Source organism: Vibrio sp. 10N.261.52.C11 (assembly GCF_041471405.1).
GTDB lineage: Bacteria > Pseudomonadota > Gammaproteobacteria > Enterobacterales > Vibrionaceae > Vibrio > Vibrio crassostreae_C.
Window position 1 is genome coordinate 23,272 of record NZ_JBFROI010000027.1, and the last position, 18,872, is coordinate 42,143.

Consider the following 18,872-nt stretch of genomic DNA (forward strand, 5'->3'; position numbering starts at 1 on the left):
CTGAAAAAATAATAATAAACACCCTCTACCCTATTCATGCTACGGAGCTGCTATGAATTCACTATTTACTTTGCTGGACTGGGCGGTATTTGCGGTTTACTTCGCTGTTATCGCTTTTACAGGCTGGCACTTCAGCCGAACCAAAATCACGAGCACCAAAGACTATTTCTTAGGCGGTAACTCGATGCCAATGTGGGTTGTTGCCATCTCGGTATTGGCGACCTCGCAATCAGCAGCGACGTTCTTAGGCGGACCAGAATCTAGCTACCGTGGCGATCTCACTTACCTAGCGACCAACATCGGTGGAATTATTGGTGCTGTCTTTGTCGCATTAGTACTGATACCTCGCTTCTACAAAAACAAAGTCTCTACCGTGTACGAACTGCTGAAAGTTCGTTTTGGCGAGAAAACAAAACAGCGCGCAGGTGTAATGTACTTAGTCGGTCGTGTATTTGCTTCAGGTGCTCGCCTATACATGGCCGCTATCGCAGTCTCCATGATTCTATTTACCAACATTGACCCAAGCAGCGTAGTTACTTCAGTGGTTATTCTCGTTGCTGTTGGCCTTGCTTATACCTACATGGGTGGCATTCGTTCCGTTATCTGGAGCGACCTAATTCAGCTTGTGGTTTATGTCGGTGCAGCCATTGCTGTGATCATCTATTTATTGGGACAAATTCCAGCTGATTTCAACCAAATTGCTCAGGTACTGGCTAACCCTGGTGAAGGCCAAGCTTCGAAACTGACCTTATTAGATTTTAACCTCGACTTTAGCCCTGCTGGCACCTTCAGCTTTTGGGCATGTATCACAGGATTCGTGCTATTAAACATTGGTGCATTTGGCCTTGATCAGGACATGACTCAACGTGTTTTGACTTGTAAAGATGCTAAGCAAGGTTCAAAGGCGATGATTAACTCAATCATCTTCTCTATCCCAGTTGTGCTTGTATTTATGTCAATTGGCCTACTCTTGTATGTCTTCTACCAAAGACCAGAACTGATGGGTGTTGAAGGTAAAGAAGTTGTTCAAAACTTCAATGGCGAAAACGTCACGATCTTCATGTACTACGTGCTAAATGAAATGCCTGCTGGTCTTCGTGGCTTAGTGACAGTTGGTGTTGTTGCTGCAGCGCTATCGACACTAAACTCTGGCTTAAACTCGATGTCTTCAGTTGCGGTACAAGACATTTACAAGCCTTGGTTAGAAGCTCGTAAGGGAGAACAAGATGACTTCCATTATGTAAAAGCAGGCCGCTTCGGTATGGCCGCTGCTGCGCTGGCCTTAGGTAGCATGGGTATCTTGTGTTACTACTGGCAGCAATACACCGACATGCCGTTATTATCGTTCGCTTTGAGTGTGATGGTGTTTGCTTATACCGGGTTATTGGGTGTCTACTTCACGGCCATTTTCACTGAGCGCGGCAACGAGACTTCTGTCGCTTTAGCTCTAGTGGCAGGCTTCTTAACAACATTACTGATGCAAGCTTATGTGTGGGACAGTGTGATGGGCGTGATTAACGCGGATTGGGTGGGTATTCGATTAGCCTTCCCGTATCAACTCTGTGTGGGCACGTTTGTATCATTAATTGTGTGCCTTGCAGGTAAGAAGCAAACTCAAGAAGTTAATAAACTACAAACGGTTTAGCCAATGATTACCCATACTTTGGCAGTCGATGGCGGTGGCACTAAAACCGCCATTAGACTGAAGCGAATATTACCAACACTAAGTGTCATCGAAGAGTGTATTTTACCTGCGACATCATTGACCTTATATGGTGGATCTGCGATCACTCAACTTACTCATTATATTGATGAAATGTTGAGTGTGAATCAGATAAAATCACAACAGTGCTATATTGTGGTTGGCGTTGCGGGCGTAGGAAACTTAGATTTAAAAGCCAAACTGCAATCGGCGTTAACCCATTGCCCGCACCTGTATGTAACAACTGATGCAGAAGCGTCAGTATTTGGTGCTAATTCAGGACAAGGTGTTAACTGTATTGCGATTGGCACAGGTTCCGTTGCGATTCAATTGGACACACAACAAAAGACTCATCAAGTTGGTGGTTGGGGTTTCCCAATTGGTGACCAAGGTGGTGGCGCTTGGCTTGGTTTTCGAGCTGTTCAACAAACTCTCGTTGAATTAGATAACAAGCGCACTTCTTTAACGAATCAACTTGTAATGCGAAAAACAGGCAACGAACGCAGCCAAATTCTACGGTGGATTGGCGAAGCTAACGCGACCGATTACGCCCAATTTGCACGAGAGATCGTTGATATAGAGCAGCGCTGCTCAACGGCAAGTGCCATATTAAAACAAGGTATTGAAGAAATAGAGAAGCTCACACGAGTATGCTCAGACTATAACTCATTACCGATTATTTTCTTAGGCAGTTTAGGGCAGTTCTATCACCCTAGGCTTTCCCAAGAACTCCAAGTTCGTACCTTAAATATTCAAGGTAATGCTCTGGATGGCGCAGAAGTCATCGCAAGCCAAAAGATCCGGCAGCTTAATTTAGGAAGTGAACAATGAAATCAGAGTTATACATTGGCGTGATGTCGGGGACGAGTATGGACGGCGTTGATACGGCACTGGTGTCGATAGAAGACAACCGGATCACATTACTCGCTCATGATGAGTTCCCAATGCCTGACGACCTCAAAGTGCGTCTGCTTGAAGTTTGTATTGGTCAGAAAACCGATTTAATTGCCATTGGAGAACTCGACCACCAGCTTGGCCATCTGTTTGGCGATGCGGTTTTGCAACTTCTCGAAAAGTCAGGTACACCTGCATCTTCTGTGACTGCGATTGGTAATCATGGTCAAACGGTATTCCACCAGCCAAGCGGCGAATCTCCATTTACCATGCAGTTGGGTGATGCCAACATCATTGCCGCTAAAACACAGATTCAAACGGTTGCCGATTTCAGGCGTAAAGACATGGCATTAGGCGGACAAGGTGCGCCATTAGTCCCCGCCTTCCACCATACGATTTTCCACCCGCAAGACAGCTCGGTTGTGGTGTTGAATATTGGTGGTATCTCGAATATTTCAGTGCTGCGCCCTAATCAGCCAACGCTTGGTTATGATACAGGTCCGGGCAATATATTGATGGACGCTTGGGTTGATAAACACACGGGTGAGAAGTTTGACCGTGATGCGCAATTTGCGCTTAAAGGTCAACTCAATCAAGCTTTACTCGAACAGTTGTTAAATGAGTCTTATCTATCTCAAATGCCACCGAAAAGTACTGGTAGAGAACTATTCAACCTACCTTGGCTAGAGCAACAATTAACAGAATTTAAAGATCTTGCAGTAGAAGATGTTCAGCGCACGCTTTGTGAATACACCGCATTGACGATAGCCAATGAAGTGGAGACTTATCGCTTGGGTAACCAGCCTGCACTGTATGTGTGTGGCGGTGGTACAAGAAACCCATTGTTGATGAAGAGACTGTCTGAATTGCTTCCAAGTTGGGAGGTTGACTCAACCACCAGTAAAGGCGTGGATGCCGATTACATGGAAGCAATGGCCTTTGCGTGGCTTGCTCAGCGTCATGTTCATAAACTGCCAAGCAATTTACCAGAAGTGACTGGCGCAAGCAGAGCGGCCTCTCTAGGCGTTCTCTATCGAGCTGACTAAACAACTTTAGAACCATAATTTTAGAATCACCATTTAAGGATCATTATGAGTAACGACGCTCTCATATCAGCGCTCTCGCACCTCGTTTCGGAGGGGAGAAACCCTGACACTATGGATATTGATCTGCTCACCTCTCTCGAAGTGGTTGAAAAGATTAACCAACAAGACAAACAAGTCCCACTGGCGATTGAAGCGGAACTGCCACAGATCGCGAAAGCGGTCGATAAAATTGCTCATGCCTTTCAAAACGGTGGTCGACTGATTTATATGGGCGCAGGCACCAGTGGTCGATTAGGTGTGTTAGACGCCTCAGAATGCCCACCGACTTTCGGTGTTTCGGACAAAATGGTTATCGGCTTAATTGCAGGCGGACCAGAGGCGATTTTAAAAGCCAAAGAAGGTGCAGAAGACTCGCTAACTCTCGGCATTGAAGATCTGAAAGCGATTCAGTTTTCAGAAAATGATGTCGTGGTAGGTATTGCTGCGAGCGGTCGCACACCTTACGTGATTGGTGCACTCAACTATGCCAATCAGCTTGGGGCAGTAACGGTTGCATTATCTTGTAACCCTGACTCTCCAATTGCTGAAATCGCTCAAATCGCAATTAGCCCGGTGGTTGGCCCAGAAGCATTGACTGGTTCAACACGACTCAAATCAGGTACAGCACAAAAGCTGGTGCTTAATATGCTGACCACTGCCAGCATGATTCGCATTGGTAAGAGCTACCAAAACCTTATGGTCGACGTAAAAGCGACCAATGAAAAGTTGGTTGCCCGCGCCGCTCGTATCGTTATCCAAGCAACAGAGTGCGATAAAGCACTGGCGGTGTCGACACTTAAAGCGACTGATTACGATGTGAAGTTATCTATTTTGATGATTCTAACAGGGCTAGATTTAGAGTTAGCCAAGGCTCAGCTTGATAAGCAAAATGGCTTCTTGAGAAAAGCCGTCGAGAATAATCAGTAATCTTAATTTGGCTTGTAGCTTCTCATTTAGACAGCTACTTCAACGACATACAAAAAGACCAGCACACACGCGGTACTGGTCTTTTTTTAGTTTTAATTTTTTATGGCTAGCTTGGGCTTAATAGTCGTTTGAGAACTCGTCCCAGCCGCGTTGCCATTCCATACGGAAACGTTGAGCGTCTTCCGTACCAGAACACACGCCTTCATACACCTGACCAGATAAACCAATCTGATAAGCATGGTTCGGATTACAATATTCAGTCACACCTAGGTGATAACCTTCTGTGTAACTCGCTTGATCGACTGCGCCAAGCTCAGTCATCTCTGAATACGAACGCTGAGTGTGGCCTTTGATACCATCACGATAGCCAATCTCTTGCCAATTGCCTTCAGCTGCTAAATCTTGAACATTGGCGCTGCATCCTGCAAGGCTAAATGCCACGGCGAATAGTACGATTATTTTTTTCATTTCAATCCTTTATATTGTTACTTCACCACTTTCTGACGAAGCGCTGCCTTTGTGGTGATTCTCCGCTGAACGCCTATCGATGTCCACTTATTGTCTAATGTTCGCCACTTTAGGTTCATTCCGACCACTCAGAATCAATAGTCGCCGTTCAGCCAACTCAAACAACCTCTCTATAGAGCTAATAGGCCTCTCGATAGAAATATCGGCCACTCAGCACAGTGAACAAACCACTAAATCAGTTATAACACCGCTAAATTGGCTATTCGACCACTCACTCTCGTAGCGGAAGTTTCTTCTCATCGACTCCTTTAATATACACCCTGACTTAATTAATACATTCAGGGATAACAAATTATGATGTGGTTTCTTACCTGTGTCGCAGCACTCATTGGTGGCTACTTTATTTACGGTACCTTTATCGAGAAGATTTTCGGTATCAATGAAAAACGCCAAACACCTGCTCACACTAAGCAAGATGGCGTGGACTACGTTCCAATGTCGACACCAAAGGTTTACCTAGTTCAGCTGCTTAACATCGCAGGTGTAGGTCCAATCTTCGGCCCTATCATGGGTGCCCTTTATGGTCCAGCAGCAATGCTTTGGATCGTTCTAGGTTGTATCTTCGCAGGTGCAGTACACGACTACTTCTCAGGTATGTTATCTATCCGTAATGGCGGAGCTTCGGTTCCAACCATCACTGGACGTTACCTAGGCAATGGCGCAAAACACTTTATGAACATCTTTGCCATTGTTCTACTGCTTCTTGTTGGTGTGGTATTCGTATCTGCTCCAGCAGGTATGATCACTAACCTAGTGAACGACCAAACTGATTTCGCGATGTCTGCAACTACGATGGTTATTATCATCTTTGCTTACTACATCATCGCAACGATTGTCCCTGTCGATAAAATCATTGGTCGCTTCTACCCACTGTTCGGTGCACTGCTTATCTTTATGTCTGTTGGCCTAATCACTGCGATTGGTCTATCTGACGAACACCAAATCATGGGGGGCTTTGAGATCAGCGACATGTTCACCAACATGAACCCGAATGACCTACCACTTTGGCCTGCTCTCTTCATCACTATCGCATGTGGTGCTATCTCTGGCTTCCACGCCACTCAGTCTCCTCTGATGGCGCGTTGTATGGAAAACGAGAAGAACGGTCGCTTCGTATTCTACGGCGCAATGATTGGTGAAGGCATCATCGCTCTAATCTGGTGTGCACTTGCTCTGTCTTTCTTCGGTTCGGTTGAGTCTCTGTCTGACGCAATTGCAAACGGCGGCCCAGGTAACGTAGTATACAGCGCTTCATTTGGTCTACTGGGTGTATTTGGCGGTATCCTTGCTTTCCTTGGCGTGGTTATCCTACCAATCACTTCTGGTGACACAGCGTTCCGTTCAAGCCGTCTTATCCTTGCTGAATACTTCAACATGGAACAGAAAACACTGCGTAACCGTCTACTAATGGCGTTACCACTGTTCGTTATCGGTGGCATCCTGACTCAAGTTGATTTCGGTATCATCTGGCGCTACTTCGGTTTTGCTAACCAATCAACAGCCGTAATGATGCTGTGGACAGCTTCAGCTTACCTACTTCGCCACAACAAACTGCACTGGGTAACAACAGTTCCAGCTATCTTCATGACGTCTGTGTGTATCACATTCATCCTGAACAACAGCCAACTGGGCTTCGGTCTACCAATGCAAATCTCAACCATCATTGGTGTGGTGAGTGCGCTAGGTGTTGCGGCTTACGTTATTAAAATTTCAAAAGGCAAAGGCGATATCGACCTAGCTGATGAAGAAGAGAAAGAAGCAAAAGGCGTTACCAAAACAGCCTAGTTCTTTAAGGCTCTTGGGAACAAGAGACCAATCTTCAGAGAAAGAGACAAAAGAACAGCCAAACACAACTTCGCTTGCTCCCGTAATCACTCAGTGATTCGTGGAATCTAAGACTAAAGCCCGTCCACTGTGATGGGCTTTAGTGTTTTCAGGCGTTAGTGCTTTCGACTCTGGGAAGCGAATATAACCTACGAAAACACAAGCAAAGCTACCGTTACCAAGCAATGAGCTTTACACTTAACAAGCGTCTCAATAGGTGAAAATATGGAACTCATTCTCTCTCTGCTGCAACAAACCTGCGTCTACTTAGTGATTGCTTACATGCTGAGTAAAACCCCACTGATTCTCCCTTTGTTGAGCATCTCTTCACGCTTAGGCCATAAGATCAGCTGCTACGTTCTGTTCTCCCTGTTCTGCATTATGGGTACCTATTTCGGACTGCAGATCAATGATGCCATCGCCAACACGCGTGCGATGGGTGCGGTAATGGGAGGTCTGTTTGGCGGCCCTGTCGTTGGCTTTGCCGTCGGCTTTACTGGTGGAATTCACCGTTACTCATTAGGCGGCTTCACAGACTTGGCTTGTGCGATTTCAACCACAGCAGAAGGCTTGATTGGCGGCCTGTTACACGTTTATCTCGTGAGAAAGAACAAAGCCAGCCAACTGTTTAATCCGTTAGTGGTTTTCTCGGTAACCCTGTTTGCAGAGATCATTCAGATGCTGATTCTGCTGGCGGTCGCAAAACCCTTCGAACAATCCTATGCTCTGGTCTCCGATATTGCGGCGCCAATGATCATCGCTAACTCGGTCGGTGCAGCACTGTTCATGAGCATCATCCAAGACAGAAAAACCATCTTCGAAAAGTACTCGGCTACCTTCTCACGCCGCGCACTGACCATTGCCGAACGTTCGGTGGGTATTTTGCATGGTGGGTTCAATTCCGATAACGCACAAAAAATCGTACGTATCGTTTATGAAGAGACCAACGTAGGGGCGGTAGCGATTACCGACCGAGAGAAAATCCTCGCGTTCGTTGGTATTGGTGATGAACACCATATTCCGAACACCCCGATTTCATCGCAAAGCACGCTCACTTCGATGGAACAGAACGACATCATCTACCTTGATGGCAAAGAGAACCCATACCAATGCTCCTTGTCGCAGGATTGTAAATTGGGTTCTGCGTTGATTATTCCATTGCGCGCGGGTAACGAAGTGGTCGGCACCATCAAGCTCTATGAGCCAAAGCTGAAACTATTCTCAACTATCAATATGTCGATGGGTGAAGGTATCGCTCAACTATTATCGAGCCAGATCCTATTTAGCAACTACCAGCAGCAGCAAACGCTACTGACACAAGCAGAAATCAAACTGCTGCACGCTCAAGTGAACCCGCACTTCTTGTTCAATGCGCTTAATACTATCAGCGCAGTAACACGTCGTGACCCAGATAAAGCTCGAGAGTTGATTCAACACCTGTCTCACTTCTTTAGAAGCAACCTAAAGCAGAACATCAACACCGTGAAGCTCAAAGACGAACTGGCACACGTCAACGCTTACCTGACCATAGAGAAAGCACGCTTTACCGATCGACTAGAAGTGGAATGGGATATCGACCCGCAGTTATATGAATCTCAATTGCCGAGCTTTACCCTGCAACCGCTGGTAGAAAACGCCATCAAACATGGGATATCTAATATGTTGGAAGGCGGTAAAGTAAAGATCTCTAGCGAGGCTTTCGAGGGTGGGTTCAAGTTAACCGTTGAAGACAATGCAGGTAATTATCAGAAGCCATCTCAAGATCATGTAGGATTAGGGATGGAAATTGTTGATAAACGACTCACTAATTTCTTTGGACAAGATTCAGCACTAAAAATAGAATCTCAACCACAGCAATTTACTCGAATGAGCTTTATCATACCTATACTCAAATAATGGTATTTTCGGAGACGGATCGCTCCGAGTTGAAACATTTAGAAGCAGACATTTAAAAGATAAGCGTGAACCAAGCAGGGATAGAACCAAGATGAAGATTGTAGGATGTTAAAGGCACTAGTTATCGATGATGAGCTTTTTGCTCGCGAAGAGCTGATTGAGCTGCTGACCGAAACCGGAGAAGTGGAAATCATAGGCCAAGCGAGTAACGCGATCGAAGGACTGAAACAGATCAACCTACTCAAGCCTGATGTCGTGTATTTGGATATCCAAATGCCGCAGGTTACTGGGATTGAGCTGTTAAGCATGCTTGACCCAGATACCATGCCCTACGTGGTATTCGTCACCGCCTACGACCAATATGCGATTCAAGCCTTTGAAGATAACGCTTTTGATTACCTACTTAAGCCAGTCGAGCCTTGTCGATTAAACAAGAGCGTTTGTCGCCTGAATAAGGTCATCAAACAAAATCAGAAAGCACCAGAACAGAACATCTCAGCGATTGCTCCCTGTCACTTAGAGCAAATCCCATGTATTGGTCATAACCGCATTGTGATCATGGCAAGCCAAACGGTAGAGTGCGCCTATTCCGATATCAGTGGTGTGCATGTTCGTAGCTCATCGCAAACCGCAACCTCACAGTTAACACTAAAGATCTTGGAAGAAAAGACCGATTTGATCCGCTGTCATCGACAGTATTTGATCAACATAAAATCGATCCAAGAGATCAAACTGCTAGAAAATGGATTAGCAGAGATCATTACCCTGACTGGCTTTGAAGTCCCGGTGAGTCGTCGTTATTTAAAGACTTTAAAAGAGCAACTCGGTCTCCAGTAACGCGTTAGAATTAGACGCCTTGTTCCAAAGCACGATCAAAAAAGCCAACGTATCAACGTTGGCTTCCTGCTGTTTACAAATCAATAGTGTTTGCAAATCGATAGTGTTACGCATCGATCTTGTCACCAATCAATAGAGATTAGTCGACTTGCTTAATCTGTAGCTCTTTTGGTACTTCAAAGAACATGTTCTCTTCACGACCTTGAATCTCTTCAACGTCAGTCGCACCTAGCTCACGAATACGATCTAGAATTTGGTTTACCAGCTCTTCAGGAGCAGAAGCACCGGCTGTTACACCGATTTTCTTTTTCCCTTCAACCCACTCGGTTTGAATGTCTTCAGGACAGTCAGTTAGGTAGCCTGGTGTGCCTAGTTTCTCAGCTAGCTCTTTTAGACGAGTTGAATTCGATGAGTTCTTAGAACCAACCACTATCACCACATCAACGTCATTCGCCATCTCACGCACAGCGTCTTGACGGTTTTGAGTCGCGTAACAGATGTCGTCTTTACGTGGGCCTTGAATCTCAGGGAACACTCGACGTAGCTCTTCAATCACATCTGCAGTTTCATCTACTGATAGCGTAGTTTGGCTAACATAGTGCAGGTTACTTGGATCATTCACCACGAGGTTCTGTACGTCCTCTGGTCTTTCAACCAAGTACATACCACCAGTTTGGCTCGCGTACTGACCCATAGTGCCTTCCACTTCAGGGTGACCTGCGTGGCCAATCAGTACCACTTCCATATGTTTGCGGCTCGCACGAGCAACCTCCATATGAACTTTAGTCACCAAAGGACACGTCGCATCAAATACCGTTAACTCACGCTCTTTCGCTTCTTTACGAACCGCTTGAGAAACACCGTGAGCCGAAAAGATCACGATGTTGTCGTCTGGCACCTCACTCAGTTCTTCGACAAAAATAGCACCACGCTGCTTGAGCCCCTCAACAACAAAGCGGTTGTGTACCACTTCATGGCGAACATAGATCGGTGGCTGATACATTTCGAGTGCACGCTCTACGATGCTGATCGCACGATCGACACCGGCACAAAAGCCACGAGGGTTAGCTAACATTATTTTCATTTCATTGCTCATCATTTACCGCGGTACTAAGGTTGCTTCTATAGAGTTCGCCGTCAGCGAGGTTCGCATTCTACAGTGAAGCGTCTAGACAGTGAAGCTCTGGGTGAGATCACAGCTGTAAGGCTATCTTATTCTAGCGTGAAGACAGCTATTCTAACGTTAAGAGAGTTATTCTACCGTTAAGATATTGACGTCAAAGCTAACGTCTTGACCAGCGAGTGGGTGATTAAAATCAACCGTCACTGAATCACCTGCGATCTCAGTAATAATACCTGGAATTTCCATACCGTCAGGACCTGAAAATGCCATGATAGTGCCCACTTCAACTTCAGAGTCGCCAACAAACTTAGCACGATCCATATAGTGAATATGATCTGGGTTTGGCATACCAAACGCGTCTTCCGCCTTCAGTTCGATAGACTTTTCAGTGCCGGCTTCAAGTCCAAGTAAGCACGCTTCAAAGTTCTCACTTAGGCTGCCATCACCCATGACGAACTTCGCTGGTTTGCCCATGTTCTCCGTACTATCGGCAACTGAACCATCCTTCATTTTAATCGTAAAATGTAGAGTTACTGCTGAATCATTTTTAATTGCTGCCACGTTACTTTCCTTAGACTTCTTTATTATTTGAGGATGCGCTGTGCTTTGCTTCCTTGTTGACTGAAGCATAAAAAAAAGCGCCGTCGGAATCAACCGACAGCGCTTAGGGCTATTCTATTCTGTGAGTCATAGACTGACTTTGAAGCAAGCTATTTGCTTTCGTCTTTCTTACGGAAACCATCTAAGATGATCATCGCAGCACCGATACAGATTCCCATATCCGCTAAGTTAAATGCAGGCCAGTGGTAAGTGCCCCAGTAGAAGTCTAAGTAATCGACAACAAAGCCATGTACGACTCGGTCAAACACATTACCTACTGCACCACCAATGATGATCGCATAAGCAATGTTATTCCACTTCTCTGTTGCTGGTAGTTTGCTCATCCAGTACGTCAGCATACCTGTTACCGCAAATGCGATACCCGTAAATAACCAACGCTGCCAACCACTTTGATCACTCAAGAAGCTAAACGCTGCACCGTAGTTATGCACGTACAAAAAGTTAAAGAATGGCAGCACCTCAATACGGTTTGCCCAACCATAACCCATATTGTCCATGACAAAGAGTTTAATGCCGATATCAGCCAAGAAGACCAATAGAGCCAGCCATAACCAACGTACACCAGATTGTTTTAACGAAACTTCACTCATTTCTATTCCTAGTATTTACGAAGTTGGTATTCATTGTTAGTCACCTTACGTGACCTTGATTACCAACTTGGTTAAACACATTTCCTATAACTAAAAATAACCCCAGTTGATACTGGGGCTATGATTTTTACAAAAAGTTCAGTCTTTCTCTGAGTCGTTATGCGAACTTACGCACTTCGCCTTCACCGTCGATGTTCGACACACAACGACCACAAACTTTCTCGTGACCTTCGATAGTGCCTACATCTGGAGTGTGGTGCCAGCAACGGTCACACTTCTCAGCTTCAGTAGCCGCAACTTCAACGAATAGACCAGCAACGTCTGTCGCTTGCGCTGCATCAGACTTCTCGCTCAGTGGCTTAACAACAGCTGCAGAGGTGATAAGTACGAAACGTAGCTCATCTTCTAGCTTGTTGATTTTAGCCGCTAGTGCATCGTCAGCGTATAGAGTAACTTCAGCTTGCAGTGCACCACCGATCGTTTTCTCTTTACGAGCATCTTCAAGAAGCTTGTTCACTGCGCCACGAACAGACTGGATTTCAGTCCAGAATTCGTTGCTTAGCTCTTCGCCTTCTGCAAGACCAAATAGACCTTCGAACCACTCACCTGTGAATACGAACGTGTCGCGCTGCTCTCCAGTTGGTAAAGAGCTTGGCATTTCGTTCCAAATTTCATCTGCAGTGAACGACATGATAGGTGCCATCCAACGAACTAGAGCTTCTACGATGTAGTAAAGCGCCGTTTGACAGCTACGTTGAGCATGGCTGCCCTGCTTCGCTGTGTACTGACGGTCTTTGATTACGTCTAGGTAGAAAGAACCCATTTCGATAGAACAGAACTGCATTAGACGTTGAGTCACACCGTGAGTGTTGTACTCGCCGTATGCTTTAACAATCTCTTCTTGTGCAGCTTGAGCACGGCCAACAGCCCAGCGATCAAGTGCAACCATCTCTTCAGCAGGAACTAGGTCAGTTTCAGGGTTGAAACCGTTCAAGTTCGCTAGGAAGAAACGAGCCGTGTTACGAATACGACGGTAAGCATCCGCTGAACGCTTCAGGATTTCATCAGAAACCGCAACTTCACCCGTGTAGTCTGTAGAAGCAACCCATAGACGCAGGATATCTGCACCTAGCTTGTTGGTTACGTCTTTAGGAGCAACAACGTTACCGATAGATTTAGACATCTTACGGCCGTTACCATCCACTACGAAACCGTGCGTTAGTACTTGCTTGTACGGTGCTTCGTCTTTCATCGCGATAGATGAAATTAGAGAAGACTGGAACCAACCACGGTGTTGGTCTGAACCTTCAAGGTAAAGATCAGCACTGTGAGTGCGCTCTTCGTTCGGGAAGTTGTACTCTTCACGAGAATCAACAACAGAGAAGTGCGTAACACCTGAGTCGAACCATACGTCTAGCGTATCCATTACTTTTTCGTACTTATCAGCGTCTTCTGCGCCCATAAGTTCAGCAGCGTCTACATCCCACCAAGCTTGAATGCCTTTCTCTTCAACTAGCTTCGCAACTTTTTCAATAAGCGCTGGGCTTTCTGGGTGAAGTTCTGCTGTTTCTTTATGAACAAACAAAGCAATTGGCACACCCCAAGTACGTTGACGAGAGATACACCACTCAGGACGACCTTCAACCATGCCTTCGATACGGCTTTGACCCCATTCAGGCAACCACTCAACACTCTTGATTGACTCTAGTGCTTTAGCACGTAGGCCAGCTTGATCCATAGAGATGAACCATTGTGGTGTTGCGCGGAAGATGATTGGAGTTTTGTGTCTCCAACAGTGTGGGTAGCTGTGCTCGTAAGCGTGGTGATGCAGAAGTGCACCTTTCTCTTTTAGAACTTCTAAAACAGAGTCGTTCGCTTTGAATACGTGCTGACCAGCAAATAGCTCTGTATCTGGCAGGTAAACGCCGTTAGAACCAACTGGGTTAGCGATTTCTAGGTTGTACTTTTTACCAACCACGAAATCTTCTTGACCGTGACCAGGCGCAGTGTGAACCACACCAGTACCTGAATCTGTTGTTACGTGATCGCCAAGAACTGCAGGAACAGTAAAGTCGTAGAACGGGTGGTTGAACTGAGAAAGCTCAAGATCAGCACCTGTAGCAAAACCAAGGTTGTGGAAGTGCTCGATACCTGCACGATCCATTACGTCTTTTGCTAGTTCAGAAGCAACAACGATACGTTGAGCAGGCTGGTCGCCATTCGCTTCAACTTGGATAAGCACGTATTCAAGATCATCACGTAGACATACTGCGCGGTTAGCAGGCAGAGTCCATGGTGTTGTTGTCCAGATAACGATAGAAATTTCGCCTTGACCCGCATGACCTTCAGCTAGAGTAAATTTCTCTAGAAGCGCCGCTTCGTCAGCTGCTGTAAATTTCACATCGATAGATGGAGAAACTTTATCTTTGTATTCAACTTCAGCTTCAGCCAGAGCAGAACCACAATCAGTACACCAGTGAACGGGTTTGAAACCTTTAAGAAGGTGACCTTTGTCTGCGATTTTGCCAAGAGAACGAATGATGTTCGCTTCTGTGCCAAAATCCATAGTGCGATAAGGTTTGTCCCACTCGCCCATGATGCCAAGACGTTTGAAGCTCTCTTTCTGACCTTCAACTTGACCCGCAGCGTACTTTCGACACTCTTCGCGGAATTCAGCCGCCGAAATCTTCTGACCAGGCTTACCTTTCTTCTTCTCAACCATTAGCTCGATTGGAAGACCGTGACAGTCCCAACCAGGGATGTACGGTGCATCAAAACCAGAAAGGGTCTTAGATTTGATAATAATGTCTTTAAGAATCTTATTCAGCGCGTGGCCAATGTGAATATCGCCGTTCGCGTATGGAGGGCCATCATGCAGTACGAAAGATTTTTTACCTTTCTTTGCCTTACGGATTTCGCCGTAAAGATCTTCTTTGTACCAACGCTTCAGCATTTCTGGCTCACGATTTGCCAGATTGCCGCGCATTGGGAACCCTGTTTCTGGTAAGTTCAGGGTATCTTTATAATCACTCATCGATTCTTAATTCCGTTATATTGGGCGAAGTTAGACATTATGTTAATCGGTGGAATCATCCGATTAATTCTTTAGCTGAAGCAGCCACACCCTTGCGGCTTCAGCATCCAATTCTATTTGATTCTTTAGTGCGTCGAACGATTCAAATTTTATCTCGTCGCGCAGTTTGTGCAAAAGTCGTACTTCTAACTGTTTACCATATAAATTGGCTTTAAAGTCAAAAAAATGCACTTCCAATTGCTGCCTTACCCCATTAACTGTTGGTCGTTGTCCAATATTAGCAACGCCACCGACAGGAACACCGTCGATATCCAAAGCTTCAACAACATACACTCCCGATACAGGAGAAACACAACGCTTTAATGGAATATTAGCGGTAGGGAAACCGATAGTTCTCCCTAGTTTTCGACCATGGGACACTCGACCACTAATACTGTAATCACGTCCTAACATGGTAGCACTTGCAGCCAAGTCATCGACCGCTAATGCATTTCGTATCTCAGTACTGCTTACTCGTAATTGGTTTAAGCAATAGCTTTGGGTGCTGACCACCTCAAAACCGTACTTCTCGCCCGCCTCTTTGAGCATAGCGAAATTACCGGTACGACCTTTACCAAAGCAAAAATCGTCACCAACCACCAAGAACTTCACACCAAGCTTATCAACCAAAAGATCCTTAATGAATGCTTCCGCGGATAAACTTGCAAAATACTGATTAAAATTAACACACAATAAGCGACTGATATCTAGCTTACTCAGTTGCACGTATTTGTCTCGTAAACGAGTTAAACGTGCTGGCGCTCTATCTCGGGCAAACAGCTCCATAGGCTGCGGTTCAAACGTCATAACAACAGAAGGTAGCCCTAATGCTGCAGCTTGTTTAGAAACCTGACTCAAAACCTCTTGATGTCCTAAATGAACACCATCGAAGTTACCTATGGTTAATACACAGCCATGATGCTGCGCTTTAATATTGTGTATACCTCGGATCAGTTCCATTATGATCAGCTAAAACCTGTTATTTGCATCATTTATTGTGTGAAACCGACGGATTATATACTAATCAGTATTAATCTGTCGCTGCTTTTAAATGTTTTACTCGGATACCTAAAATCAGTACCGAAACAATATAAACAAAGCCACCAAGTCCAATCAAGCCAGTTAATGTCAGCGCTCTCTGGCTAAAGCTCCATTCAAGCCAATGTTGCATATTATCCAGCTGCCATAAAATAGCCGCTACCATCACCACACCTGAGATAATTAATTTGGCACTGAACAACAAGGTTGTCTTAGTTAATTGATACACACCCGCAAGGTGCAATCCTCGATATAACAAGGCCATATTCACAAAGGCAGACAGTGCCGTCGCAATCGCCAAACCCACATAGCCATAAAAATAAGCAAAGATCGCGTTAAACACCATATTGGTCACCATAGCGATAATGCCGTACTTAACCGGTGTTTTGGTATCTTGGCGAGAGTAATAGCCCGGAGCTAAAACTTTAATCAGCATGAAATTAAGCAAGCCTGATGCGTAAGCTACCAATGACATCGATGCTTGCTGTACATCGTGTGGAGAGAACTCACCACGCATAAATAGCACCATCAACATGGGTTTAGCTAAAACGATAAGACCTAACATCGCAGGAATACCAAGCAGCAACACCATGCGCACGCCCCAATCCATGGTATGCGCGAACCCTTCCCCTTGAGCATCTACGTGTTTACGAGACAAAGCAGGAAGAATCACAGTCGCAATCGCGATACCGAATAAACCGAGAGGAAATTCAAGCAGTCGGTCTGAGTAGTACAACCAACTGATAGAGCCTGTTGCGAGGAAGCTGGCAATAAAGGTATCAAACAATAAGTTGATTTGGCTGACCGATACACCGAACAGAGCAGGGATCATTAATGTGCGGATCTTAACCACACCCGGGTCTCTCCATCCCCACTTCGGCTTAACCAACACACCCGCTTTGATCAAGAAAGGCATTTGGAAAAGGAATTGGACTAAGCCACCAAGAAACACACCAATAGCCAAACCAATTTCTGGTTGTTCTAAATTAGGTGAGATAAACCATGCAGCGCCTATGATCATCACGTTCAAGAACACAGGAGTAAAAGAAGAGACCGCAAATTTACCTAATGTATTAAGAATGGCACCAGATAAAGCGACGAAGGTGATAAACCATAAATAAGGAAAGGTAATCTTGAGCATAAAGCTCGCTAGCTCAAATTTGGGTGCTGATGGGCCATCATTTAGCCAGTCGATAAACCAACCCGCACCAAACATCGCGGTGATCACGCCAGAGCCCAATACCCCGATGACGGTGACAATAGAAACTAAAACCCCGAGCGTCCCCGACACCTTAGCAATTAAATCTCGTGTCTTATCTTTATCACCTGCGGCGTGATATTCCGTTAATACAGGAACAAACGCTTGAGAAAACGCACCTTCTGCAAAAAGTCGACGTAAGAAATTAGGAATTTTATTAGCGAAGAAAAATACGTCGGCACTCGCTCCTGCCCCCATCAAATTTGCTACTACTACATCACGTACTAGCCCCAATACACGGGAAACAAAAGTCATTGCGCTGACAATCAGGCCTGACTTTAATAGTCGTTTACTCACAGAAACCTCTGACACTGGTTGATTACTTTCAAGCGAGGATAAATACTATCCTGTCCTAAGAAGCATATTTATTAGCATTGGTCTAAAAATGCTGTTAGAATCCCCGCCATCTTAACCGCGATGACCTTTCCATACCAAAGTTTGTTTGGCTACGATTGGTTTTTGCACAAATCATTTGACAATTAAGCGCTAATGAGGGATAGTCCTCGCCCTTAAATTGTCACCGAACTAAGTTTTTGGGAGTTAGACCCTTGGCAAACAGTAAATCTGCTAAGAAGCGCGCTATCCAAGCTGAGAAACGTCGCCAGCACAATGCTAGCCGTCGTTCTATGATGCGCACTTACATGAAAAAGACTATCGCAGCTATCGCAGCTGGTGATAAAGAAGCTGCAACTGCTGCTCTTGTAGAAGTTACACCACTTCTTGACCGTATGGCGACTAAAGGCCTTATTCATAAGAATAAAGCTGCACGTCATAAGTCTCGTTTCGCTGCTGCAATCAAAGCTCTTTAATAGAAATTTGATTACAACGCAAAACGAAAAAAACCGGCCTAGGCCGGTTTTTTTATATCTAAATTTTGAGTAACGCTTTTATTTTACGTGCTAACAGCCGTTTTTCTGACCGATAAACAATTTAAGCAGATAGATAAAACAAACAATCAGAAAAATAAATAGAGAAGCAAATTGGTACGTAGATAGATAGGTAAACACTAACGTTCAATGTGAAATGCTAACACTTCCTTGTGTCATTCTATCGCTGATAAGAAATCCCCCTCCCACCAGCAATAAGCTACTTGCAGTAAATACCATGCAGTAGGTTAATCATCGCTTTTACTTCTTCACTACTCAATGTGTAATACACAGTTTGAGCTTCTTTGCGAGTTTCGACCAAACCATCTCTTCTCAACCAAGCAAGATGTTGAGATAAAGCAGACTGACTCAGTTCCAACTTGCCACACAACTCCCCAACCGACAGTTCAGTGCCATGTAATAGGCACAAAATCTGTAAGCGACGCTCGTTAGCCATGGCTTTGAGTAGAATCACAGCTTGTGCTGAGTTCTTCTCCATCTCTTTTAAGTTCATAGTTTGGCTCCCTACAACCTTTACGCCAACTACGGGCTATCAGTATTTCCGGCATATTGCGGAGTTATGATAATCGATATCAATTCATTAACAAAC

At 45.1% G+C, this 18,872-nt stretch carries 16 protein-coding genes; 8 read left to right on the forward strand and 8 right to left on the reverse strand.

Annotated features, from left to right (window positions below; translation table 11 throughout):
* Positions 1 to 52 precede the first annotated feature (52 nt).
* From AB4323_RS11365 to murQ, 4 genes are read left to right on the forward strand one after another with little or no spacing between them, the layout of a single operon-like run.
* Positions 53 to 1,645 (forward strand): sodium:solute symporter, encoded by a 1,593-nt coding sequence (locus AB4323_RS11365; protein WP_229647448.1) that lies wholly within the window; start codon positions 53 to 55, stop codon positions 1,643 to 1,645.
* A 3-nt stretch (positions 1,646 to 1,648) separates the two neighbouring features.
* Complete coding sequence (locus AB4323_RS11370) at positions 1,649 to 2,533, forward strand: BadF/BadG/BcrA/BcrD ATPase family protein (protein ID WP_229647449.1); 885 nt, start codon at positions 1,649 to 1,651, stop codon at positions 2,531 to 2,533.
* Entirely contained in the window at positions 2,530 to 3,642 is a 1,113-nt protein-coding gene (locus AB4323_RS11375; RefSeq protein WP_372152500.1) for an anhydro-N-acetylmuramic acid kinase, read from the forward strand. The genes AB4323_RS11370 and AB4323_RS11375 overlap by 4 nt, the downstream gene beginning before the upstream one ends.
* A gap of 45 nt (positions 3,643 to 3,687) precedes the next feature.
* A complete protein-coding gene (gene murQ, locus AB4323_RS11380) occupies positions 3,688 to 4,608 on the forward strand; it encodes an N-acetylmuramic acid 6-phosphate etherase (RefSeq protein WP_050651903.1) in 921 nt (306 codons plus the stop codon).
* Between the two features lie 117 nt (positions 4,609 to 4,725).
* Here the strand turns inward: murQ and AB4323_RS11385 are convergent, their stop codons facing one another.
* Entirely contained in the window at positions 4,726 to 5,076 is a 351-nt protein-coding gene (locus AB4323_RS11385) for a DUF2799 domain-containing protein (RefSeq protein WP_017059350.1), read from the reverse strand.
* Between the two features lie 354 nt (positions 5,077 to 5,430).
* On the opposite strand from AB4323_RS11385, the gene AB4323_RS11390 reads away from it, so the two are divergent.
* The 3 genes from AB4323_RS11390 to btsR all read left to right on the forward strand — a co-directional run bounded on the left by AB4323_RS11390 (position 5,431) and on the right by btsR (position 9,693).
* The gene (locus tag AB4323_RS11390; RefSeq protein WP_372152502.1) at positions 5,431 to 6,921 is read left to right on the forward strand and encodes a carbon starvation protein A; all 1,491 of its coding nucleotides are present in this window, start codon (positions 5,431 to 5,433) and stop codon (positions 6,919 to 6,921) included.
* 264 nt (positions 6,922 to 7,185) lie between these two features.
* Positions 7,186 to 8,856 (forward strand): LytS/YhcK type 5TM receptor domain-containing protein, encoded by a 1,671-nt coding sequence (locus AB4323_RS11395; RefSeq protein WP_371724419.1) that lies wholly within the window; start codon positions 7,186 to 7,188, stop codon positions 8,854 to 8,856.
* A 105-nt stretch (positions 8,857 to 8,961) separates the two neighbouring features.
* Complete coding sequence (btsR, locus tag AB4323_RS11400) at positions 8,962 to 9,693, forward strand: two-component system response regulator BtsR (protein WP_017070063.1); 732 nt, start codon at positions 8,962 to 8,964, stop codon at positions 9,691 to 9,693.
* A gap of 139 nt (positions 9,694 to 9,832) precedes the next feature.
* On the opposite strand, the gene ispH is transcribed toward btsR, so the two are convergent.
* The 6 genes from ispH to murJ all read right to left on the reverse strand — a co-directional run bounded on the left by ispH (position 9,833) and on the right by murJ (position 17,693).
* Complete coding sequence (ispH, locus tag AB4323_RS11405; RefSeq protein WP_029235087.1) at positions 9,833 to 10,789, reverse strand: 4-hydroxy-3-methylbut-2-enyl diphosphate reductase; 957 nt, start codon at positions 10,787 to 10,789, stop codon at positions 9,833 to 9,835.
* Positions 10,790 to 10,945: 156 nt separating this feature from the next.
* Complete coding sequence (fkpB, locus tag AB4323_RS11410) at positions 10,946 to 11,377, reverse strand: FKBP-type peptidyl-prolyl cis-trans isomerase (protein WP_017059345.1); 432 nt, start codon at positions 11,375 to 11,377, stop codon at positions 10,946 to 10,948.
* 149 nt (positions 11,378 to 11,526) lie between these two features.
* On the reverse strand, positions 11,527 to 12,027 hold the full coding sequence (gene lspA, locus AB4323_RS11415) for a signal peptidase II (RefSeq protein WP_004739521.1): 501 nt from the start codon (positions 12,025 to 12,027) through the stop codon (positions 11,527 to 11,529).
* Between the two features lie 157 nt (positions 12,028 to 12,184).
* Positions 12,185 to 15,061, reverse strand: coding sequence for an isoleucine--tRNA ligase (ileS, locus tag AB4323_RS11420; protein ID WP_017059344.1), 2,877 nt, complete (start codon positions 15,059 to 15,061; stop codon positions 12,185 to 12,187).
* 63 nt (positions 15,062 to 15,124) lie between these two features.
* A complete protein-coding gene (gene ribF, locus AB4323_RS11425; RefSeq protein WP_017062867.1) occupies positions 15,125 to 16,060 on the reverse strand; it encodes a bifunctional riboflavin kinase/FAD synthetase in 936 nt (311 codons plus the stop codon).
* Between the two features lie 70 nt (positions 16,061 to 16,130).
* Entirely contained in the window at positions 16,131 to 17,693 is a 1,563-nt protein-coding gene (gene murJ, locus AB4323_RS11430) for a murein biosynthesis integral membrane protein MurJ (protein ID WP_032545655.1), read from the reverse strand.
* 251 nt (positions 17,694 to 17,944) lie between these two features.
* On the opposite strand from murJ, the gene rpsT reads away from it, so the two are divergent.
* The gene (gene rpsT, locus AB4323_RS11435) at positions 17,945 to 18,205 is read left to right on the forward strand and encodes a 30S ribosomal protein S20 (RefSeq protein ID WP_004739529.1); all 261 of its coding nucleotides are present in this window, start codon (positions 17,945 to 17,947) and stop codon (positions 18,203 to 18,205) included.
* A 277-nt stretch (positions 18,206 to 18,482) separates the two neighbouring features.
* Here rpsT and AB4323_RS11440 read toward each other — a convergent pair whose 3' ends face one another.
* The gene (locus tag AB4323_RS11440; RefSeq protein ID WP_004735028.1) at positions 18,483 to 18,776 is read right to left on the reverse strand and encodes a metalloregulator ArsR/SmtB family transcription factor; all 294 of its coding nucleotides are present in this window, start codon (positions 18,774 to 18,776) and stop codon (positions 18,483 to 18,485) included.
* Positions 18,777 to 18,872: the final 96 nt, after the last annotated feature.